At 66.1% G+C, this 15,631-nt stretch carries 13 protein-coding genes; 5 read left to right on the top strand and 8 right to left on the bottom strand.

Annotated features, from left to right (window positions below; translation table 11 throughout):
• Positions 1 to 3: 3 nt before the first annotated feature.
• From QX121_RS07465 to QX121_RS07440, 6 genes are all read right to left on the bottom strand, one after another.
• Complete coding sequence (locus QX121_RS07465; RefSeq protein ID WP_315811550.1) at positions 4 to 1,167, bottom strand: M20 aminoacylase family protein; 1,164 nt, start codon at positions 1,165 to 1,167, stop codon at positions 4 to 6.
• A 22-nt stretch (positions 1,168 to 1,189) separates the two neighbouring features.
• The gene (locus tag QX121_RS07460; RefSeq protein WP_315811549.1) at positions 1,190 to 2,689 is read right to left on the bottom strand and encodes a M81 family metallopeptidase; all 1,500 of its coding nucleotides are present in this window, start codon (positions 2,687 to 2,689) and stop codon (positions 1,190 to 1,192) included.
• A 267-nt stretch (positions 2,690 to 2,956) separates the two neighbouring features.
• A complete protein-coding gene (locus QX121_RS07455; protein ID WP_315759519.1) occupies positions 2,957 to 4,603 on the bottom strand; it encodes an ABC transporter ATP-binding protein in 1,647 nt (548 codons plus the stop codon).
• 111 nt (positions 4,604 to 4,714) lie between these two features.
• Positions 4,715 to 5,605, bottom strand: coding sequence for an ABC transporter permease (locus QX121_RS07450; RefSeq protein ID WP_315714711.1), 891 nt, complete (start codon positions 5,603 to 5,605; stop codon positions 4,715 to 4,717).
• A gap of 12 nt (positions 5,606 to 5,617) precedes the next feature.
• Positions 5,618 to 6,559: an ABC transporter permease gene (locus QX121_RS07445; RefSeq protein ID WP_315776713.1), complete on the bottom strand. Its 942-nt coding sequence runs from the start codon at positions 6,557 to 6,559 to the stop codon at positions 5,618 to 5,620.
• Positions 6,560 to 6,947: 388 nt separating this feature from the next.
• A complete protein-coding gene (locus QX121_RS07440) occupies positions 6,948 to 8,078 on the bottom strand; it encodes a M20/M25/M40 family metallo-hydrolase (protein ID WP_315811548.1) in 1,131 nt (376 codons plus the stop codon).
• A gap of 269 nt (positions 8,079 to 8,347) precedes the next feature.
• On the opposite strand from QX121_RS07440, the gene QX121_RS07435 reads away from it, so the two are divergent.
• Positions 8,348 to 9,961: an ABC transporter substrate-binding protein gene (locus QX121_RS07435; protein ID WP_315811547.1), complete on the top strand. Its 1,614-nt coding sequence runs from the start codon at positions 8,348 to 8,350 to the stop codon at positions 9,959 to 9,961.
• 101 nt (positions 9,962 to 10,062) lie between these two features.
• On the opposite strand, the gene QX121_RS07430 is transcribed toward QX121_RS07435, so the two are convergent.
• The gene (locus QX121_RS07430) at positions 10,063 to 10,206 is read right to left on the bottom strand and encodes a hypothetical protein (protein WP_315780679.1); all 144 of its coding nucleotides are present in this window, start codon (positions 10,204 to 10,206) and stop codon (positions 10,063 to 10,065) included.
• 261 nt (positions 10,207 to 10,467) lie between these two features.
• Between QX121_RS07430 and QX121_RS07425 the strand changes: the two genes are divergently transcribed.
• Positions 10,468 to 12,081: an ABC transporter substrate-binding protein gene (locus QX121_RS07425; protein ID WP_315811546.1), complete on the top strand. Its 1,614-nt coding sequence runs from the start codon at positions 10,468 to 10,470 to the stop codon at positions 12,079 to 12,081.
• Positions 12,082 to 12,407: 326 nt separating this feature from the next.
• Here the strand turns inward: QX121_RS07425 and QX121_RS07420 are convergent, their stop codons facing one another.
• Entirely contained in the window at positions 12,408 to 13,811 is a 1,404-nt protein-coding gene (locus QX121_RS07420) for a methyl-accepting chemotaxis protein (RefSeq protein WP_315811545.1), read from the bottom strand.
• Positions 13,812 to 14,027: 216 nt separating this feature from the next.
• Here QX121_RS07420 and QX121_RS07415 point away from each other — a divergent pair, with 216 nt between their 5' ends.
• The 3 genes from QX121_RS07415 to QX121_RS07405 are packed head-to-tail and all read left to right on the top strand — an operon-like array spanning position 14,028 to position 15,525.
• The gene (locus QX121_RS07415; protein WP_315780685.1) at positions 14,028 to 14,357 is read left to right on the top strand and encodes a metalloregulator ArsR/SmtB family transcription factor; all 330 of its coding nucleotides are present in this window, start codon (positions 14,028 to 14,030) and stop codon (positions 14,355 to 14,357) included.
• Positions 14,350 to 14,835 carry an SRPBCC family protein gene (locus QX121_RS07410; protein WP_315811544.1) on the top strand — a complete coding sequence of 162 codons (486 nt, stop codon included), beginning with the start codon at positions 14,350 to 14,352 and terminating at the stop codon, positions 14,833 to 14,835. Before QX121_RS07415 ends, QX121_RS07410 begins: the two co-directional genes overlap by 8 nt.
• A gap of 30 nt (positions 14,836 to 14,865) precedes the next feature.
• The gene (locus QX121_RS07405; protein ID WP_315811543.1) at positions 14,866 to 15,525 is read left to right on the top strand and encodes a glutathione S-transferase family protein; all 660 of its coding nucleotides are present in this window, start codon (positions 14,866 to 14,868) and stop codon (positions 15,523 to 15,525) included.
• Positions 15,526 to 15,631 lie beyond the last annotated feature (106 nt).

The raw sequence follows: 15,631 nt of genomic DNA, 5'->3' as shown, positions 1-15,631 counted from the left end.
GCGCTAAGCTGCCGGCAGACGAGTCTCGATGATGCGGGCGAACATGCTGGCGCCGATCGGCAGGATCTTGTCGTCGAGCACGTAGCCGGGATTGTGCACCGGCACCGAGCCCTCATGGCCGACCCAGAAATAGGCGCCCGGAATCGTCTGCAGCATGTCGGCGAAATCCTCGCTGCCCATCTTCGGCGTCGAGCGGGTCAGCACCTTGGACGGCTCGACCACGGTGCGCGCGACCTGCTCGACGACCTTGGACTGCTCCTCCTGGTTCACCAGCACGCTGAACGTGTCGCGGATGTCGACATCGATCTCGCAATTGAACGCCGCCGCCATGCCGGCGCAGATCGCGCGCATGCGCTCGCGCACCAGCGCGCGCACGGGGTCCGAGAATGCGCGCACGGTGCCGCACAGCCAGGCATCGCCGGGAATGACGTTGTAGGCCGAGCCGGCGTGGATCTGCGTGATCGAGACGACCGCGGCCTGCAGCGGCTCGACATTGCGGCTGACGATGGTCTGGATCGCCTGTGCCACGCTGGTCGCGATCACCACCGCGTCCTTGGAGCGCTCGGGCATCGCGCCATGGGCGCCGTAACCGGAAATCCGGATGTCGAAGAAGTCGGCGCCGGCCATGGCCGGACCGGGCAGGATCGCGATCTCGCCGTGCTCCAGGTCCGGCGCGTTGTGCAGGCCGTAGAGTTCGTCGCATGGGAACTTCTGGAACAGGCCGTCCTTGATCATCGCCCGCGCGCCGCCGAGGCCTTCCTCTGCCGGCTGGAAGATGAAGTGCACGGTGCCGTCGAAATTGCGCGTCTCGGCGAGATAGCGCGCGGTGCCGAGCAGCATCGTGGTATGGCCGTCATGGCCGCAGCCATGGAAGCGACCGGGGATCGTAGAGCGCCACGGAAGGTTGGTGTTCTCCTCCATCGGCAGGGCATCCATGTCGGCGCGCAAGCCGATCCTCTTGCCGCTATCGCCTTTGCCCTTGAGCACGCCGATCACGCCGGTGCCGCCGAGGCCGCGATGCACCTCGATGCCCCATTGCGCGAGCTTCTCGGCGACGATGCCGGAGGTCCGCGTCTCCTCGAAGCCGATCTCGGGATGGGCGTGCAGGTCGCGGCGGATGGCGGTGAGTTCGTCGGCGTAACCTTGGATGCGATCGATGGTGGGCATGGGTGCGTTTCCCTGGAGAGGTTTAAGCTTTGAACGCCGGACCGTTCGGCTTGAGGCGGACGCCCGGACGCAGGCTGGTCCAGGGCAAAGTGGAGGGATCGGCGGGCATCGCGCCGGGCGCGGCGCAGATCAGGAGATGTTCCGCGATCGGCTCGAAATCGGCGCGGAAATGCACTGAGCTCTTGTTGACCAGAATCGCCTGCGCGGTCGGCTCGATGCCGACGAACCGATACATTTCCTGGTCGGCGAGCTGGGCCTTGTGCGAGCAGACCACGACTCTCACGTCGCCGATGCGGAGTGCGGCCGAGAGGCCCATCTCCATCCTGCGGCCGCCGTAGAACGGACCCGGCGCGACGAAGCAGCCATCGGACAGCTTCTCGACGATGAAGCTCTCCTCGAACGGCGCATCGCCGGGAATGCCGCTCTTGCCGCCGAGCGACAGCGTCACGGTGGCCCCTTCGCCGGCCGCATGCGCGGCGAGCGCCGCTTGCGGATCGTAGATCATGCCGATCGCGGCGCGGCTGGCGCGGTTGCGCACCAGCGCGCGCAGCATGCCGGTCGTATCGGAATCGCCGCCCGCGCCGGGATTGTCCTGGGTGTCGGCGATCACGATCGGGCGTGTCGCCGTCTTCGCCAGCGTCATCGCATGGCGCACGCCGTCATCGGGTGCGTAGATGCGGCCGTCGAAATCATCCTCGTGGCCCGCGACGATCGCCGCGATCGCATCCGCCGCGGCGTCCGCGTCGGCCTGCGTCCGGCCATAGGCGAACACGCTCGGGCCGCAATGCGCGAAATCGGCGGCGGGAAAGCCGGGCGCGAACGACAGCGTCGGCACGGCCTCGCTCTGCAGCGCCGCAAGCTTCTCGTAGATGCCCTTGGTCGGCTGGTCGTTGGTGCATTGCCAACTGATCGGGATCAGGAACGGCAATTGCCGGAATGCCTTCGCGAGCGGCTCCTTCGCGCGCAGCAGCAGCGCGAGGTGCTCCGCGCTGGCGCGGCCGGTGTCGGCCATATCGGTGTGCGGATATTTCCGGTAGGCGATCAGCGCATCGGCACGTGCCATCATCTCGGGCGTGACGTTGGCATGCAGATCGAGGCTCGCGACCAGCGGCACGTTCGGGCCGATGACCTTGCGCACGCGCGCCAGGATCTCGCCTTCGCCGTCGTCAAGATGCTCGGCCACCATCGCGCCGTGCAGATCGAGATAGACGCCGTCGAGCGGGCCGGCGGCCTTGATGCGCTCGACCATCACGGTCGTGATGCGCTCGAACGCGTCCCTGGTGACATGCGCCGAGGGACTCGCCGCGCAGGCGATGGTGGGCACGACGTCCCAGCCGTTGGCTTCTGCGACCGCCATGAAGCCGGCCTGACCGGCATTGATGCCGCGCATCGTCGTGAGCACGGAGGCCGCATCGGCGATCGAGGCGCGGCCGCCGCCATGCATGAACGCGTCGTAGTCCGCTTTCGTCGGTGCGAATGTATTGGTCTCGTGCAGAAAGCCGCCGATCGCGACGCGCGTCATCACTCCGCCTCAGGCTGTTGGTGGTGCGATGACGTTAGACCGCGTATCGCGGCCCACGCAAGCGATCGAGCGATGCCGTTTTGCATGCGGGCCACGATGACGGCGCGTTGGCGCGGTGGCGTCTCGTCGTGGGTCCTTGCCGGCTCAGCGACGCAGTTCAGAGTCCCCGGGCCGCCTGGATTGCTTCGCTGCGAAGCAATCCAGGATCCGTCTAGATATCCAGTCTGGATTGCTTCACCGCTTGCCGCGACGGCGGTGGTGGCGTTGCTACGCCACTGCTTCCGACACCGGCCGGAAGTTGGCGAAGTCCCAGTTCCGTCCCGGCGCCGCTTCGAGCAGCGCGCGCGTGTAGGCTTCCTTCGGATGCGTCAGGATCTCGCCGGCCGGACCCTGTTCGACGATGCGCCCCTTCTGCATCACGACGACGTCGTCGCAGATCTGCGCGGCAACGCGCAGGTCATGCGTGATAAACAGGATGGCGATGCCGAGCCGGCGCTGGATCTCGTCGAGCAGCTCCAGCACCTGCGCCTGTACCGAGACGTCGAGCGCAGACACCGCTTCATCCGCGACCAGCACGTCGGGATCGAGCGCGAGCGCGCGGGCGATAGCGATGCGCTGGCGCTGGCCGCCGGAGAACTGGTGCGGGTAGCGTGAGATCGCGTCCGCGGGCAGGCCGACCAGCTCGAGCAGCTCGCGCGCCCGCGCCATCGCCTTGTCATGCGAGGTGCCGTAGTTGACCGGTCCCTCGGCGATGCTTTCACCGACGGTCAGCCGCGGGTTGAGCGAGCGGTAGGGATCCTGGAACACGATCTGGATCCGCTTGCGATGCGGCTGCAGCAGCCGCCGGGTCAGGATCGAGATCTCATGGCCGGCCAGACGGACGCCGCCGGAGGTCGGATCGATCAGCCGGACGATGCAGCGGGCCACCGTCGACTTGCCGGAGCCGCTTTCGCCGACGATGCCGAGCGTGCGGCCCTTGCGCAGGGTGAGCGTGACGTTCTGCGCGGCGACGACTTCGCGCGCTTTGCCGAGGAACGAACGCTCGCGATAGACCTTGCCGAGCTCGTTGGTTTCCAGCACCACCGGCTCGGTGCTGTCCGGCCGCGGCGGGCGCGGGATCAGGCTGGGCACGGAAGCGAGCAGGTTGCGCGTGTAGTCCATCTCGGGCGCCCGCAGGATCTTGTCGAGCGGCCCGGTCTCGACCAGGCGTCCCTGGCGCATCACCGAGACGCGATCGGCGATCTCGGCGACCACGCCCATGTCGTGGGTGATGAACAGCACGGCGGTGCCGTGATCGCGCTGCAACTCGCGGATCAGCGAGAGGATCTGCTTCTGCGTGGTGACGTCGAGTGCGGTGGTCGGCTCGTCGGCGATCAGGAGTTTCGGCTCGAGCACCAGCGCCATCGCGATCATGATGCGCTGGCGCTGGCCACCCGACAGGCGGTGCGGGTAGGAGCCGAAAATGCGCTCGACGTCGGGCAGGTGGACCTGCTCCATCATGTCGAGGATGCGCTTGCGCCGCGTGCGCGCATCGAGGGACGTATGCGCGCGCAGGACCTCGTCGATCTGGCGGCCCACCGGCACGACCGGATTGAGCGCGGTCATCGGCTCCTGGAAGATCATCGCCATCCGGGTGGCGCGCAGCTCGCGCAGCCGGCGATCGCTCGCGGTGAGCAGCTCTTCGCCGACCAGCTTGACGCTGCCGCCGACGGCATGCAGCGCGTTCTTCGGCAACAGGCCCATGGTGGTCAGCGACGTCACCGATTTGCCGGAGCCGCTTTCGCCGACGACGCAGAGCGTCTCGCCCTTTTCGACCTTGATCGAGACGCCGTCGATGATGCGCGGGCCGTTCGGGTTCTTCGTCTTGCCGACGGTGACGACGAGATTGTCGATGTCGAGGATGGTGTCGGTCATGTGTTCATTTCTCCACCGTCATTGCGAGGAGCGATAGCGACGAAGCAATCCAGAGCTCCGGGTGCGGCCCCTGGATCGCGTCGCTTCGCTCGCGATGACGAAAAACCATTGTCACTTGCCGGCCTCGCGCTGCTTCATGCGCGGGTCGAGCGCGTCGCGCGCGGCATCGCCGATCAGGTTGATCGAGAGGATGGCGATCGACAGCAGCAGGCCTGGCCAGAAGATCAGCGATGGCTTGATCTGGAAGTAGGAGCGGCCCTCGGCCATGATGTTGCCCCAGGTCGGCGTCTCCGGGCTGATGCCTGCTCCGAGGAACGACAGGATCGCCTCGGTGAGAATCGCGGCGGCGCAGATGTAGGTGCCCTGGACGATCAGCGGCGCGATCGTGTTCGGCATCAGATGCCGCCACATGATCTTGGGCATCGACGTGCCCAATGAAATCGCAGCTTCGACATAGGGCTCCTCGCGTGCCGTCAGCACGACCGAGCGAACCAGGCGCGCGACGCGCGGGATCTCGACGATGGTGATCGCGATCATCACGGTGCCGACGCTGGCGCCCGACAGCGAGACGACGGCGATGGCGAGCAGGATGCTCGGGATCGCCATCAGGCCGTCCATCACGCGCATCAGGATGGCGTCGACCCAGCGGAAGAAGCCGGAGACGAGGCCGATCACGAGTCCGATCGCGATCGAGATGATCGCGGCGCCGACGCCGACCAGAAGCGAGATGCGGCCGCCATAGATCGTGCGCGACAACAGGTCGCGGCCATAGGCGTCGGTGCCGAGCAGGTGTTGCGCGCTCGACGGCTTGAGCCGCTGCGCTGGCGCGAGCAGCACGGGATCGTGCGGCGCCAGCAGCGGTGCCAGGATCGAGATCAGCACGATGAGCGACAGGCAGACGGTCGCCACGGCGATGATCGGGGTCGAGGTGAGAAAGCCGAACCGGGGACCCAGTCGCGTGGTGACCGGGATCGACGGCTCAGGGGTGGTAACGATCGCCATCGGATGAGGGCCTCAGTAGCGGATGCGTGGATCGAGCAGGGTGTAGGCGAGGTCGATCAGGAGATTGACCGCGAGATAGATGAAGGAGGTGAGAAGGATCATGCCCTGGATGACCGGATAGTCGCGCGCCAGCACGGCGTCGACGGTGAGGCGGCCGATGCCGGGCAGGTTGAACACGCTCTCGGTGACCACGACGCCGGAGATCAACAGCGCGAAGCCGGAGCCGATCACGGTGATGACGGGTACGGCCGCATTTCGCAACGCGTGGCGCAGCAGCACCGCGATCTCGCTGACGCCCTTGGCGCGCGCGGTGCGCACGAAGTCCTCGCCGAGCACGTCGAGCATCGCGGCGCGCGTCATGCGCGCGATCAGCGCGACGTAGATGAAGGACAATGCGCAGGTCGGCAGGATGATGCGCTCGAAGAACGGGCCGAAGCCGGCGCTGAGGCTCTTGAAGCCCTGGACAGGGACCCAGCGCAGGTTGATCGCGAACAACTGGATCAGGATGTAGCCGATGACGAATACCGGCACCGAGAAGCCGATCACCGAAAGCGCCATCACGAAACGGTCGATCCAGGTGCCGTGCTTCCAGGCCGCGATGACGCCGAGCGGGACGGCGACGAGGATCGACAGGATGATGGTCGAGATCGCGACCGAGATCGACGGCTCGATGCGCTGGCCGATCATCTGCAGCACCGGCACCTTCGAGATCAGCGATACGCCGAGATCGCCATGCAGCAGCTGATTGATCCAGGTGAAGAACTGGATGTAGAGCGGCTCGTTAAGTCCGAGCGTGGCGCGGATGCGCTCGAGCTGCTCAGGGGTCGCGTTGTCGCCGGCGAGAATCGCGGCGGGATCGCCCGGCGTCAGCCGCAGCAGGAGAAAGACGAACAGCGCCACCACGCCCATCACGGGGATGGATGCGAGGATGCGGCGAAGCAGATAACCGATCATCTCGAGAGAACCGCCTTCATGGTGCTGGGGCGACGCGCGCAACGTCGTGAGAGAGTGTGCATGTCACCGATATCCATCGCTTTCAAGGTCTCCGGTGTTCGCTCATCTGCTCGTGCACACGGGACGACACGGTGTTCGTGATCCGCGCGAACCATCGCATATGCGAACAATGTCGCAGCACTTTTGCGGCGAACCTTGCGCGAAACTTTGCAAGCCGCATGCCATCATGCGCGCGCTGCGGAGTAATTGTCCACTCGCCCCGCGCAGGTCCCGGAAAATGAAACCGTGCTGCTGCGCAGCGTAGCCCGGCGCGCGCAGTGCCCCCGGGGGACGGGCGCGACCCGCATGTCGCTGACGCTCATGCGGGCTGCGCGTCGTGTGCCGCGATCTAGTCGAGCGTCGCGAGCAGCCCCGCCATCAGACGGCCGCGCTCGGCGAGGCTGTCGATCTCGATGTGCTCGTTCAGGGTGTGCATGTCGGTGCCGCGCACCCCGAGGCCATCGAGGGTCGGAATGCCGAGCGCGCCGGTGAAGTTGCCGTCCGAGCCGCCGCCTGCCGAGCCGTGCGGCAACGCCATGCCGAGCTGCTCGGCGATGCCGCGCGCCTTCTCGTACAGCGCCATGGTTCCGGAATCCGGCTCCCACACCGGCCGCGTCACGCCGCGCGTCACCTTGAAGGTCACGTCGTCGGTGGTGCCGGACAGGGACAGCATGCGCTCCACGCCGCGATCGAGGTCGGCCTGCCGTTTCGCCATGCTGAGCGCTTCGCCGGTGGCGGTGGTGGCGACGCAGTTGACCCACTGGCCGCCATGAACGATGCCGACGGAGAAGGTGCAGTCCTCCGTTGTCATGCCGTCGATGGCGAGGATCTGTCGCGCCATTTCCCGGATGGCGGAACGACCCGCGCCGAGCCGCGCGCCGGCATGGCTCGGGCGCCCGATCGCCTCGAGATTGAAGCGGGCGATGGCGTAGCGGCCGGTCACCACGCCATTATCCTGACGGCCCGGCTCGGGCACCAGCACGTATTTGTTGCGCTGCGCCTCGGCTTCGATGATGTCGCGGGTCGAGGGCGTTCCGACCTCCTCGTCCGGCGTGAACAGGATGGTGATCGGCAGCGGCGTCGCAATGGAGGCCTTGATCAGCTGGCGGATCGCTTCCAGCGTGAGATAGTTGCCGCCCTTCATGTCACAGATGCCGGGCCCATAGCATTTGTTGCCCTCGCGGCGCCAAGGCAGCTTGGCCAGCGTGCCGACGGGGTGAACGGTATCCATGTGGCCGGCGATCAGGATGCCCGGCTCACCCTGCCGCGGGTGCGCGAATCGGGCGCGCACGCAGCCGGCGAAACCCTGGCGCCCGGCGATGCGCTCGATCGTCGCACCCAGGATCGCCATGTCGCGCGCGGCAAGATCCAGCATGCGCTCCACCGCGGCGGCGTCCCAGGTCGGACTTTCGCACTCGACCCAGCCGCGCAAGCCCTGCAGCATGATTTCGGTATCAAAGGGAAGATGGGCTGGATTCATTGGTGCTCTCTCAAGGCATTGTCGCGATCTCATGATACGAGACGCAGGCGGGCGCGCTTTGTAAAGCGAAAGCTATGCAGACGTTAACGGCATTGTCAGCCACGGGCCGCATGCGCTGAATGCGGATTGACGCGAAAGGCGACCTCTGCAACTGTCGAAAGCTTGCGACTTACAGCATGTTAGTTCGCACAAGGATTGATCTGCACGCCCAACGAATGATCTGGATCTGATCAGTTTCAGGTCAAACCATCCACTCAGGAGACCTCGTAATGTTCCACAGCCCGCGCTGGAAACGTCTGACGCTCGCGACGAGCCTCGCCGTTTCCGTGCTTTCGCTCTCGACGGCGCTGAGCACCCAGGCCATCGCAGCCGGCAAGAAGACGATCACGGCGGTGATGCATTCGGATCTGCGCGTCATCGATCCCGGATTCACGACGGCCTACATCACCCGTGACCATGGCTACATGGTTTACGACACGCTGCTGGCGACCGATTCGAATTTCAAGGTCCAGCCGCAGATGGCGGACTGGAAGGTCTCCGACGACAAGCTGACCTACACCTTCACCCTGCGCGACGGCCTGAAATGGCATGACGGCACGCCGGTGACCGCCGAGGACTGCGTCGCTTCGCTGAAGCGCTGGGGCCGCAACGACGGCATGGGCCAGAAGCTGATGGACTTCACGGCGAGCCTGGAGGCGCCCGATGCCAAGACCATCGTGCTCAAGTTGAAGGAGCCCTATGGACTCGTCCTGGAGTCGATCGCCAAGCCGTCCTCGCTGGTGCCGTTCATGATGCCGAAGCGTCTCGCCGAGACGCCGCAGGGCCAGCAGATTTCCGAGCAGATCGGCTCGGGCCCGTTCAAATTCGTCAAGGCGGAATTCCAGCCGGGCGTGAAGGCGGTGTACGAGAAGAACACCGACTACGCGCCGCGCAAGGAGCCGGCGAGCTGGACGTCCGGCGGCAAGGTGGTGAAGGTCGACCGCGTCGAGTGGGTCACGATGCCGGACGCGCAGACCGCGGTGAACGCGCTGCAATCGGGCGACATCGACTTCATGGAGAACCTTCCCTACGACATGCTGCCGGTGCTGGAGTCGAACTCCGAGCTCAAGATCGACGTGCTGAACAAGTTCGGCTACCAGACGCTCGGCCGCATGAACTTCCTCAACCCGCCGTTCGACAACGTGAAGGTGCGCCGCGCGGCCTTCCTCGCGTTGAACCAGAAGGACGTGCTCGACGCGCTCGTCGGCAACGACAAGTATCAGAAGATCTGCGGCGCCGTGTTCGTGTGCGGCACGCCGCTCGAGACCGATGTCGGCGCCGAGACGCTGATCAAGGGCAACGGCATGGCGGAAGCCAAGAAGGCACTCGCCGAGTCCGGCTATGACGGCACGCCGATCGCGATCATGGCGCCGGGCGACGTCACCACCTTGAAGGCGCAGCCCGTGGTGGCGGCGCAGCTGTTGCGCGAGGCCGGCTTCAAGGTCGACCTGCAGGCCACCGACTGGCAGACGGTGGTGACACGGCGGGCCAGCCAGAAGCCCGTGAAGGAGGGCGGCTGGAACATGTTCTTCACCAACTGGGTCGGCGCCGACGTCGCCAATCCCGTGGCGAACGTGTCGATCGGCGGCCGCGGCACCAAGGGCGGCTGGTTCGGCTGGGCCGAGGATGCCGAGATCGAGAAGCTGCGCGACGCCTATGCGCGGTCCGCCTCGCCGGACGAGCAGAAGAAGATCGCCACCGAGATCCAGAAGCAGAACTACGAGAAGGTGATCTACATCCCGCTCGGCCAGTATTTGCTCCCGAGCGGCTGGCGGAAGTCGCTGACCGGAGTGCTCGACGGCCCGGCCACGCCGGTGTTCTGGAACGTCGACAAGAGCGAGTAGGCCGCGCGCCGAACTCGTGACGCAACGAGAGACGCGGTGAAGCGGAGACTTCGCCGCGTCTCTCTTTTGTTCTTGCGCTCGCCTTGTGCATGAGCCGCGCTTCAGCAGTGCGGATCGCGGACCGCTTCCAGGCCGTCGACCATCAAGGGCGGGCTGATCTGATCCTGGGGTGGCGTCTTGCCGGTGCGGATAGGTGCGGTCGGACGTCGGCCATTATCCCGCGGTTCGGTGACTTCATTCGGCATCGTCAAGCTCCTTGCTGGTGCGCATAACGGACCAGGTGCAGCCGAGTTCCAGATGGCGGGACGCCATCGTCGCAGCCGCGCTATGTGCATCCGCGCGATGCGGTGACCCATGCGCCCATGGCGATTGACCTGCGATGGAACTGCTGCAAGTCTCCTTGCCGAGACTCTTTGCTCCGCGTTTGCAGACGCGACGCAAGACGCCTCGTCAGGCCTTGATCGGTATCAGGGCCCTCGGATGGAAGCCACGCCAAGAGAGATCGCATGTCACATACTTCGCGCCGGACCTCATCCGCGCTCGTTTCATGGTTCGTCGCCTCGGTCATGGCCGTGTCGATGGCGGGCGTGACGACCCAGGCCCTCGCCGCCGGCAAGAAGATGATCACGGCGGTGATGCATTCGGATCTGCGCGTCATCGATCCCGTGTTCACGCCGGCCTACATCACGCGCGACCATGGCTACATGGTGTACGACACCTTGCTCGGGACCGACGCCAAGTTTCAGGTCCAGCCGCAGATGGCGGAGTGGAAGGTCTCGGACGACAAGCTGACCTACACCTTCACCTTGCGCGACGGCCTGAAGTGGCACGACGGAGCGCCGGTCACCGCCGAGGACTGCGTCGCTTCGCTGAAGCGCTGGAGCCGCAACGACAGCATGGGCCAGAAGCTGATGGAGGCCACGGCCTCGCTGGAGGCCACCGATGCCAAGACCATCACCTTGAAGCTGAAGGAGCCTTACGGCCTGGTGCTGGAGTCGATCGGCAAGCCGTCCTCCTACGTGCCGTTCATGATGCCGAAGCGTCTCGCCGAGACGCCCGCGAACCAGCAGATCTCGGAGCAGATCGGCTCCGGACCGTTCAAGTTCGTGAAGGCTGAATTCCAGCCGGGCGTGAAGGCAGTCTATGAGAAGAACACCGACTACGTGCCGCGCAAGGAGCCGCCGAGCTGGACGGCCGGCGGCAAGGTGGTGAAGGTCGACCGCGTCGAGTGGGTCTCGATGCCCGATGCGCAGACGGCGGTCAACGCGCTGCAGGCGGGCGACATCGACTTCATGGAATTCCCGCCGCTCGACCTCGAGCCGGTGCTATCAGCCAATCCCGATCTTTCGATGAACGTGCTGAACAAGTTCGGCTACCAGACCCTGGGACGCATGAACTTCCTGTTTCCGCCGTTCGACAATGTGAAGATCCGCCGTGCGGCGTTCCTGGCGCTGAACCAGAAGGATGTGCTCGACGCGCTCGTCGGTAACGCCAAGTACTACACGATCTGCGGCGCCGTGTTCGGCTGCGGCACGCCGCTCGAATCCGACATCGGCTCGGAGACGCTGGTGAAGGGCAACGGCATGGAGCAGGCCAAGAAGCTGCTGGCCGAGGCCGGCTACGACGGTACGCCCGTCGTGATCCTCGCGCCGGGCGATGCGATCACCCTGAAGGCGCAGCCGGTGGTCGCCGCGCAGCTGTTGCGCGAGGCCGGCTTCAAGGTCGATCTGCAGACGACGGACTGGCAGACCGTGGTGACGCGGCGTGCCAGCCAGAAGCCGCCCAAGGAGGGCGGCTGGAACATGTTCTTCACCAACTCGGTGATCGCCGACTCCGGCAATCCGATCGGCAGCACCTTCGTCGGCGCACGCGGCCAGAAGAGCCCGTTCGGCTGGCCCGACGATCCCAAGATGGAGGAGCTGCGCGACGCCTTCGCCAAGGCCACGAAGCCGGAGGACCAGAAGCGGATCGCCGCCCAGATTCAGCAGGAGGTCTACGACCAGGTGATCTACGTGCCGCTCGGGCAATGGTTCATGCCGAGCGCCTGGCGCAAATCGATCACCGGCGTCCTGGAAGGGCAGGCCGTGCCTGTGTTCTGGAACGTCGACAAGAGCGAGTGACGTGACGTCGGCCGCGGCCCGTAGCCGCAGCCCGGATGAGCGACAGCGACATCCGGGTTCAAACGCGCTGTGGAGGAGACCCGGATGTCGCCGCGCTCATCCGGGCTACGCGACTGCCGACGGGGCCGGCTCTCTCGCCGTCATTCCGGGGCATCGCGCAGCGATGAGCCCGGAATCCATATCCACGCGCCGTCATGTGGCGAAGACAAGCGCCATGGCCATCTCGCACCACGCTCTGTCCTGTGGCTATGGATTCCGGGCCCGTGCTGCGCACGCCCCGGATGACGCGCGGATGGAGTGACGTGACGTCGGCAGCAGCCTCGTAGCTATGAGGCCCTGATCTCGTCCAGCGCCGCCAACACCTCGCTGGAAGCGACCTCGACCTTGCCGATCTCGTTGAGGGCTTCATCGATGCGCCCTGAGCTGAACAGGCGCGCGGCTTCCTTGCCGTGGCGATGCACCGCCTCGTGAGGGCGTTCGAGGTTGCGAAATGCCGGATCGCCGGCCAGACGCTGGCCGCCTTCGCCATAGTACCATTTGCCGAGCCGGCACGTGTGATGATCGGAGAGCTCGTCGGCGCGAAGTTGCAGCCGGCCGACCGACATGTCCACCAGCCGCTTCTTCCAGATCACGTGATCGGCCTTGGCCAGTCTCACGACCTGGTTGTCGAGCGAGAGCTTGGCGATCTCGCCCAGCATCTTGCCGACCTTCGCGTCCGTCTTGCCCATGGTGTCCGCGAGCGACATCACCTCGTTGGCATTGGCGGTCGCGAGATCGGCGATGATGGTGATGCCCTGCGCGACCTCGTCGGTTGCGGCGGACTGCTCGGCGAGAATGCCGGAGATCTCGTCCATCTTGGTGCTGACCACCGCGGTCCGGGTGCCGGCCTGATCGATCGCCTGCGCCAGATCGTTCATCTCGGACATGCCGACCTCGACCGCCTTGGCGCCGCCGGCCATGGCCTCGACGATGCCGCTCATCTCGGCTTGCAGCCGCTCGATGCGGCCCTTGATGTCCTCGGTCGCCTTGGTCGTCTGCTGCGACAGGTTCTTGACCTCGGCTGCGACCACCGCGAAGCCCCTGCCGAATTCGCCGGCGCGCGCCGCCTCGATGGTGGCATTGAGTGCCAGCAGGTTGGTCTGGTTGGCGATTGCGTCGATGGTGCCGACGATGGATCCGATCTCGGCGGAGGCGGCGCTGAGATCGGCGATCTTCGCCGAGGTGTCGCGCACGGAGCTGGCGATGCCGTTCATCGTCTGCAACGTCCGTTGTACCGCGGTCACGCTGTTCTCGACGGCCCGGCGCGTCGCGGCGGCCTCGGCAGCGGCTTCGGTCGACGTCGACCGGATGGAGTGTACGGAGGCCTGCATCTCGACCGATGCGGAAGCGAGACTCTGACAGCGTTCGGACTGATTGTTGGAGGCGCCGATCAGGCGCGCCGCGCTGATCGAGGCTTCGTTGCTGTTGATGCAGAGGTCGACGACCGAATCGAGATCCTGGGACGCGCGGGCCGCGAGCGCAGTGCCGAGGCGATGGATGGCCTCGATCAGCTGCGGCTTGAGCTTGGCGCGCAGCGCGGCAGCATCGACACCTGCGACATCGCGATTGAGCTTGCCGTCCGCCCAGTCGCCGAGGCACTGCGCCAGCGCGTCCTGGAAGGCGTCGTGTGCGGAGGTGTCGGACGCAAGCGGGGCGTCCGATGGTTCGTTCTTTCGGCGGAATCCCAGCATCGTGCCTCTCATTGATGGCGAGCCCGGCTGGCCTGAGCGAGGTCGCACGCAGTGACCGGCCCGGACGCCGGTAGCCGTTGGTTCCACCCTCGTCGGTTGTGGTTAATGGCGGGTTTCTTCCTGCAACCGGTGGTGGTGAGATCTGCTGGATCAGGCTCTCGCGTTCCCCGACCTGCCGCCCTTGACCATTATGTAAGTCGCAGCTTACAGTAAGCTATGGCTTACGGAACGACGCTGAACGTGTTGGCGGACCCGACGCGGCGGGAAGTGCTCGAGCGGCTGCGCGGCGGGCCGCGCCCGGTCCATGCGATTGCGGCCGGGATGCCGGTGTCGCGGCCGGCGGTATCGCAGCATCTGAAGGTGCTGAAGGATGCCGGGCTGGTCGAGGAGCGCAGCGAAGGCGTACGGCGCATCTACTCGTTGCGCCGTGAGGGGCTGGCCGAGCTCCGCGACTGGCTCGACAGCTTCTGGGACGACGCACTGCTCGCCTTCAAGATCGAGGCGGAGCGCACGCATCGGCAGACGAAAGGGAGGATCGATGAGTGAGGGTGCCGTGATCGCGCCGGTTCGGAAGCTCGTCCGTGTCCGGGCGCCGATCGACCATGCGTTCGACGTTTTCACGCGCGGCCTGACGCGCTGGTGGCCGCATACGCATGGGGTCGGCCGCAAGCCGATCGAGAAGGTGCTGCTGGAGCCGAAGCTCGGCGGTCGCTGGCTCGAGATCGCTGAGGACGGCACGGCGACCACGGTCGCGACCATCACGCTATGGGAGCCGCCGCATCGCTTCGTCATGCTGTGGCAGATCGATGCGCAGTGGAAGCCGAACGCGGCGATGCGCTCGGAGGTCGATGTGCAATTCGTCGTCGAAGGCGCGGACGTGACCCGCGTCGAGCTGCTGCACCACAAGTTCGAAACCATGGGCAGCGAGGCGGGCGCATCGATGCGGCGGGACGTCGAAGGCGGCTGGCCGGGGCTGCTGCAGCGTTTCGTGGCCGAGGCCGAGCGGTCGCCGACGTCATCGTGAGCAAATCATCATAAGAGTGGGGAGACCGTGATGTCCGAGTTCGTGGTCCATTCCGTGCCGGGAAGCCCGTTCGGGCGCAGCGTGCTGATCGCGCTGGAGGAGAAGGGCGCGCCGTATCGGCTCGCCGCGCTGGCGCCGGGGGACTCCAAGGGAGCGGCGCATCTGGCGCGTCATCCCTTCGGGCGCGTGCCGGTGCTCGAGCATGACGGCTTCGTGTTGTACGAGACCCAGGCGATCCTGCGCTATCTCGACCGCATGCTGCCCGAGCCGGCCCTGACGCCCGCGGACGTCAGGCAGGCCGCGCGTATGGACCAGGTGATGAACATCAGCGACTGGTACCTGTTCCAGGGCGTCTGCAACGTCATCATCTTCCAGCGCATCGTCGGCCCGCAATTCTTCGGCACGACCACCGACGAAGCCGCGATCGCACGCGCGATGCCGCAGGCGAGAGCCGTCATCGCCGAGTTGTCGCGGCTGCTCGGCGAGCAGCCGTTCATGGTCGGCGACCATCTGTCACTGGCGGATCTGCAGGCCGCGCCGCAGGCGAGCTTTCTGTCGTTGACGCCGGAATGGGCGGAGCTGACCGCCGGCCACCCCAACCTCGTCGCCTGGATCGACCGGCTGGAGACGCGGCCGAGCTTCAGATCCACCACCATGGCGGAGCTGACGGCGCGAGCGCATGCGGCGTAGCCTCCGCAGGTCGTTTAGGTGCGACCAGCCGAGCGGGCCTGCCGCCGCGGAACAAGCCGCCGGTCGCGCCGTCATCGGCGAGCAGGGCTTGCCCCACGCCGGATCC

It is taken from the genome of Bradyrhizobium sp. SZCCHNR2028 (genome assembly GCF_032380995.1).
GTDB lineage: Bacteria > Pseudomonadota > Alphaproteobacteria > Rhizobiales > Xanthobacteraceae > Bradyrhizobium.
The sequence above is the reverse complement of the archived record's forward strand: the minus strand, read 5'-3'. Positions and strand labels throughout refer to the sequence as shown.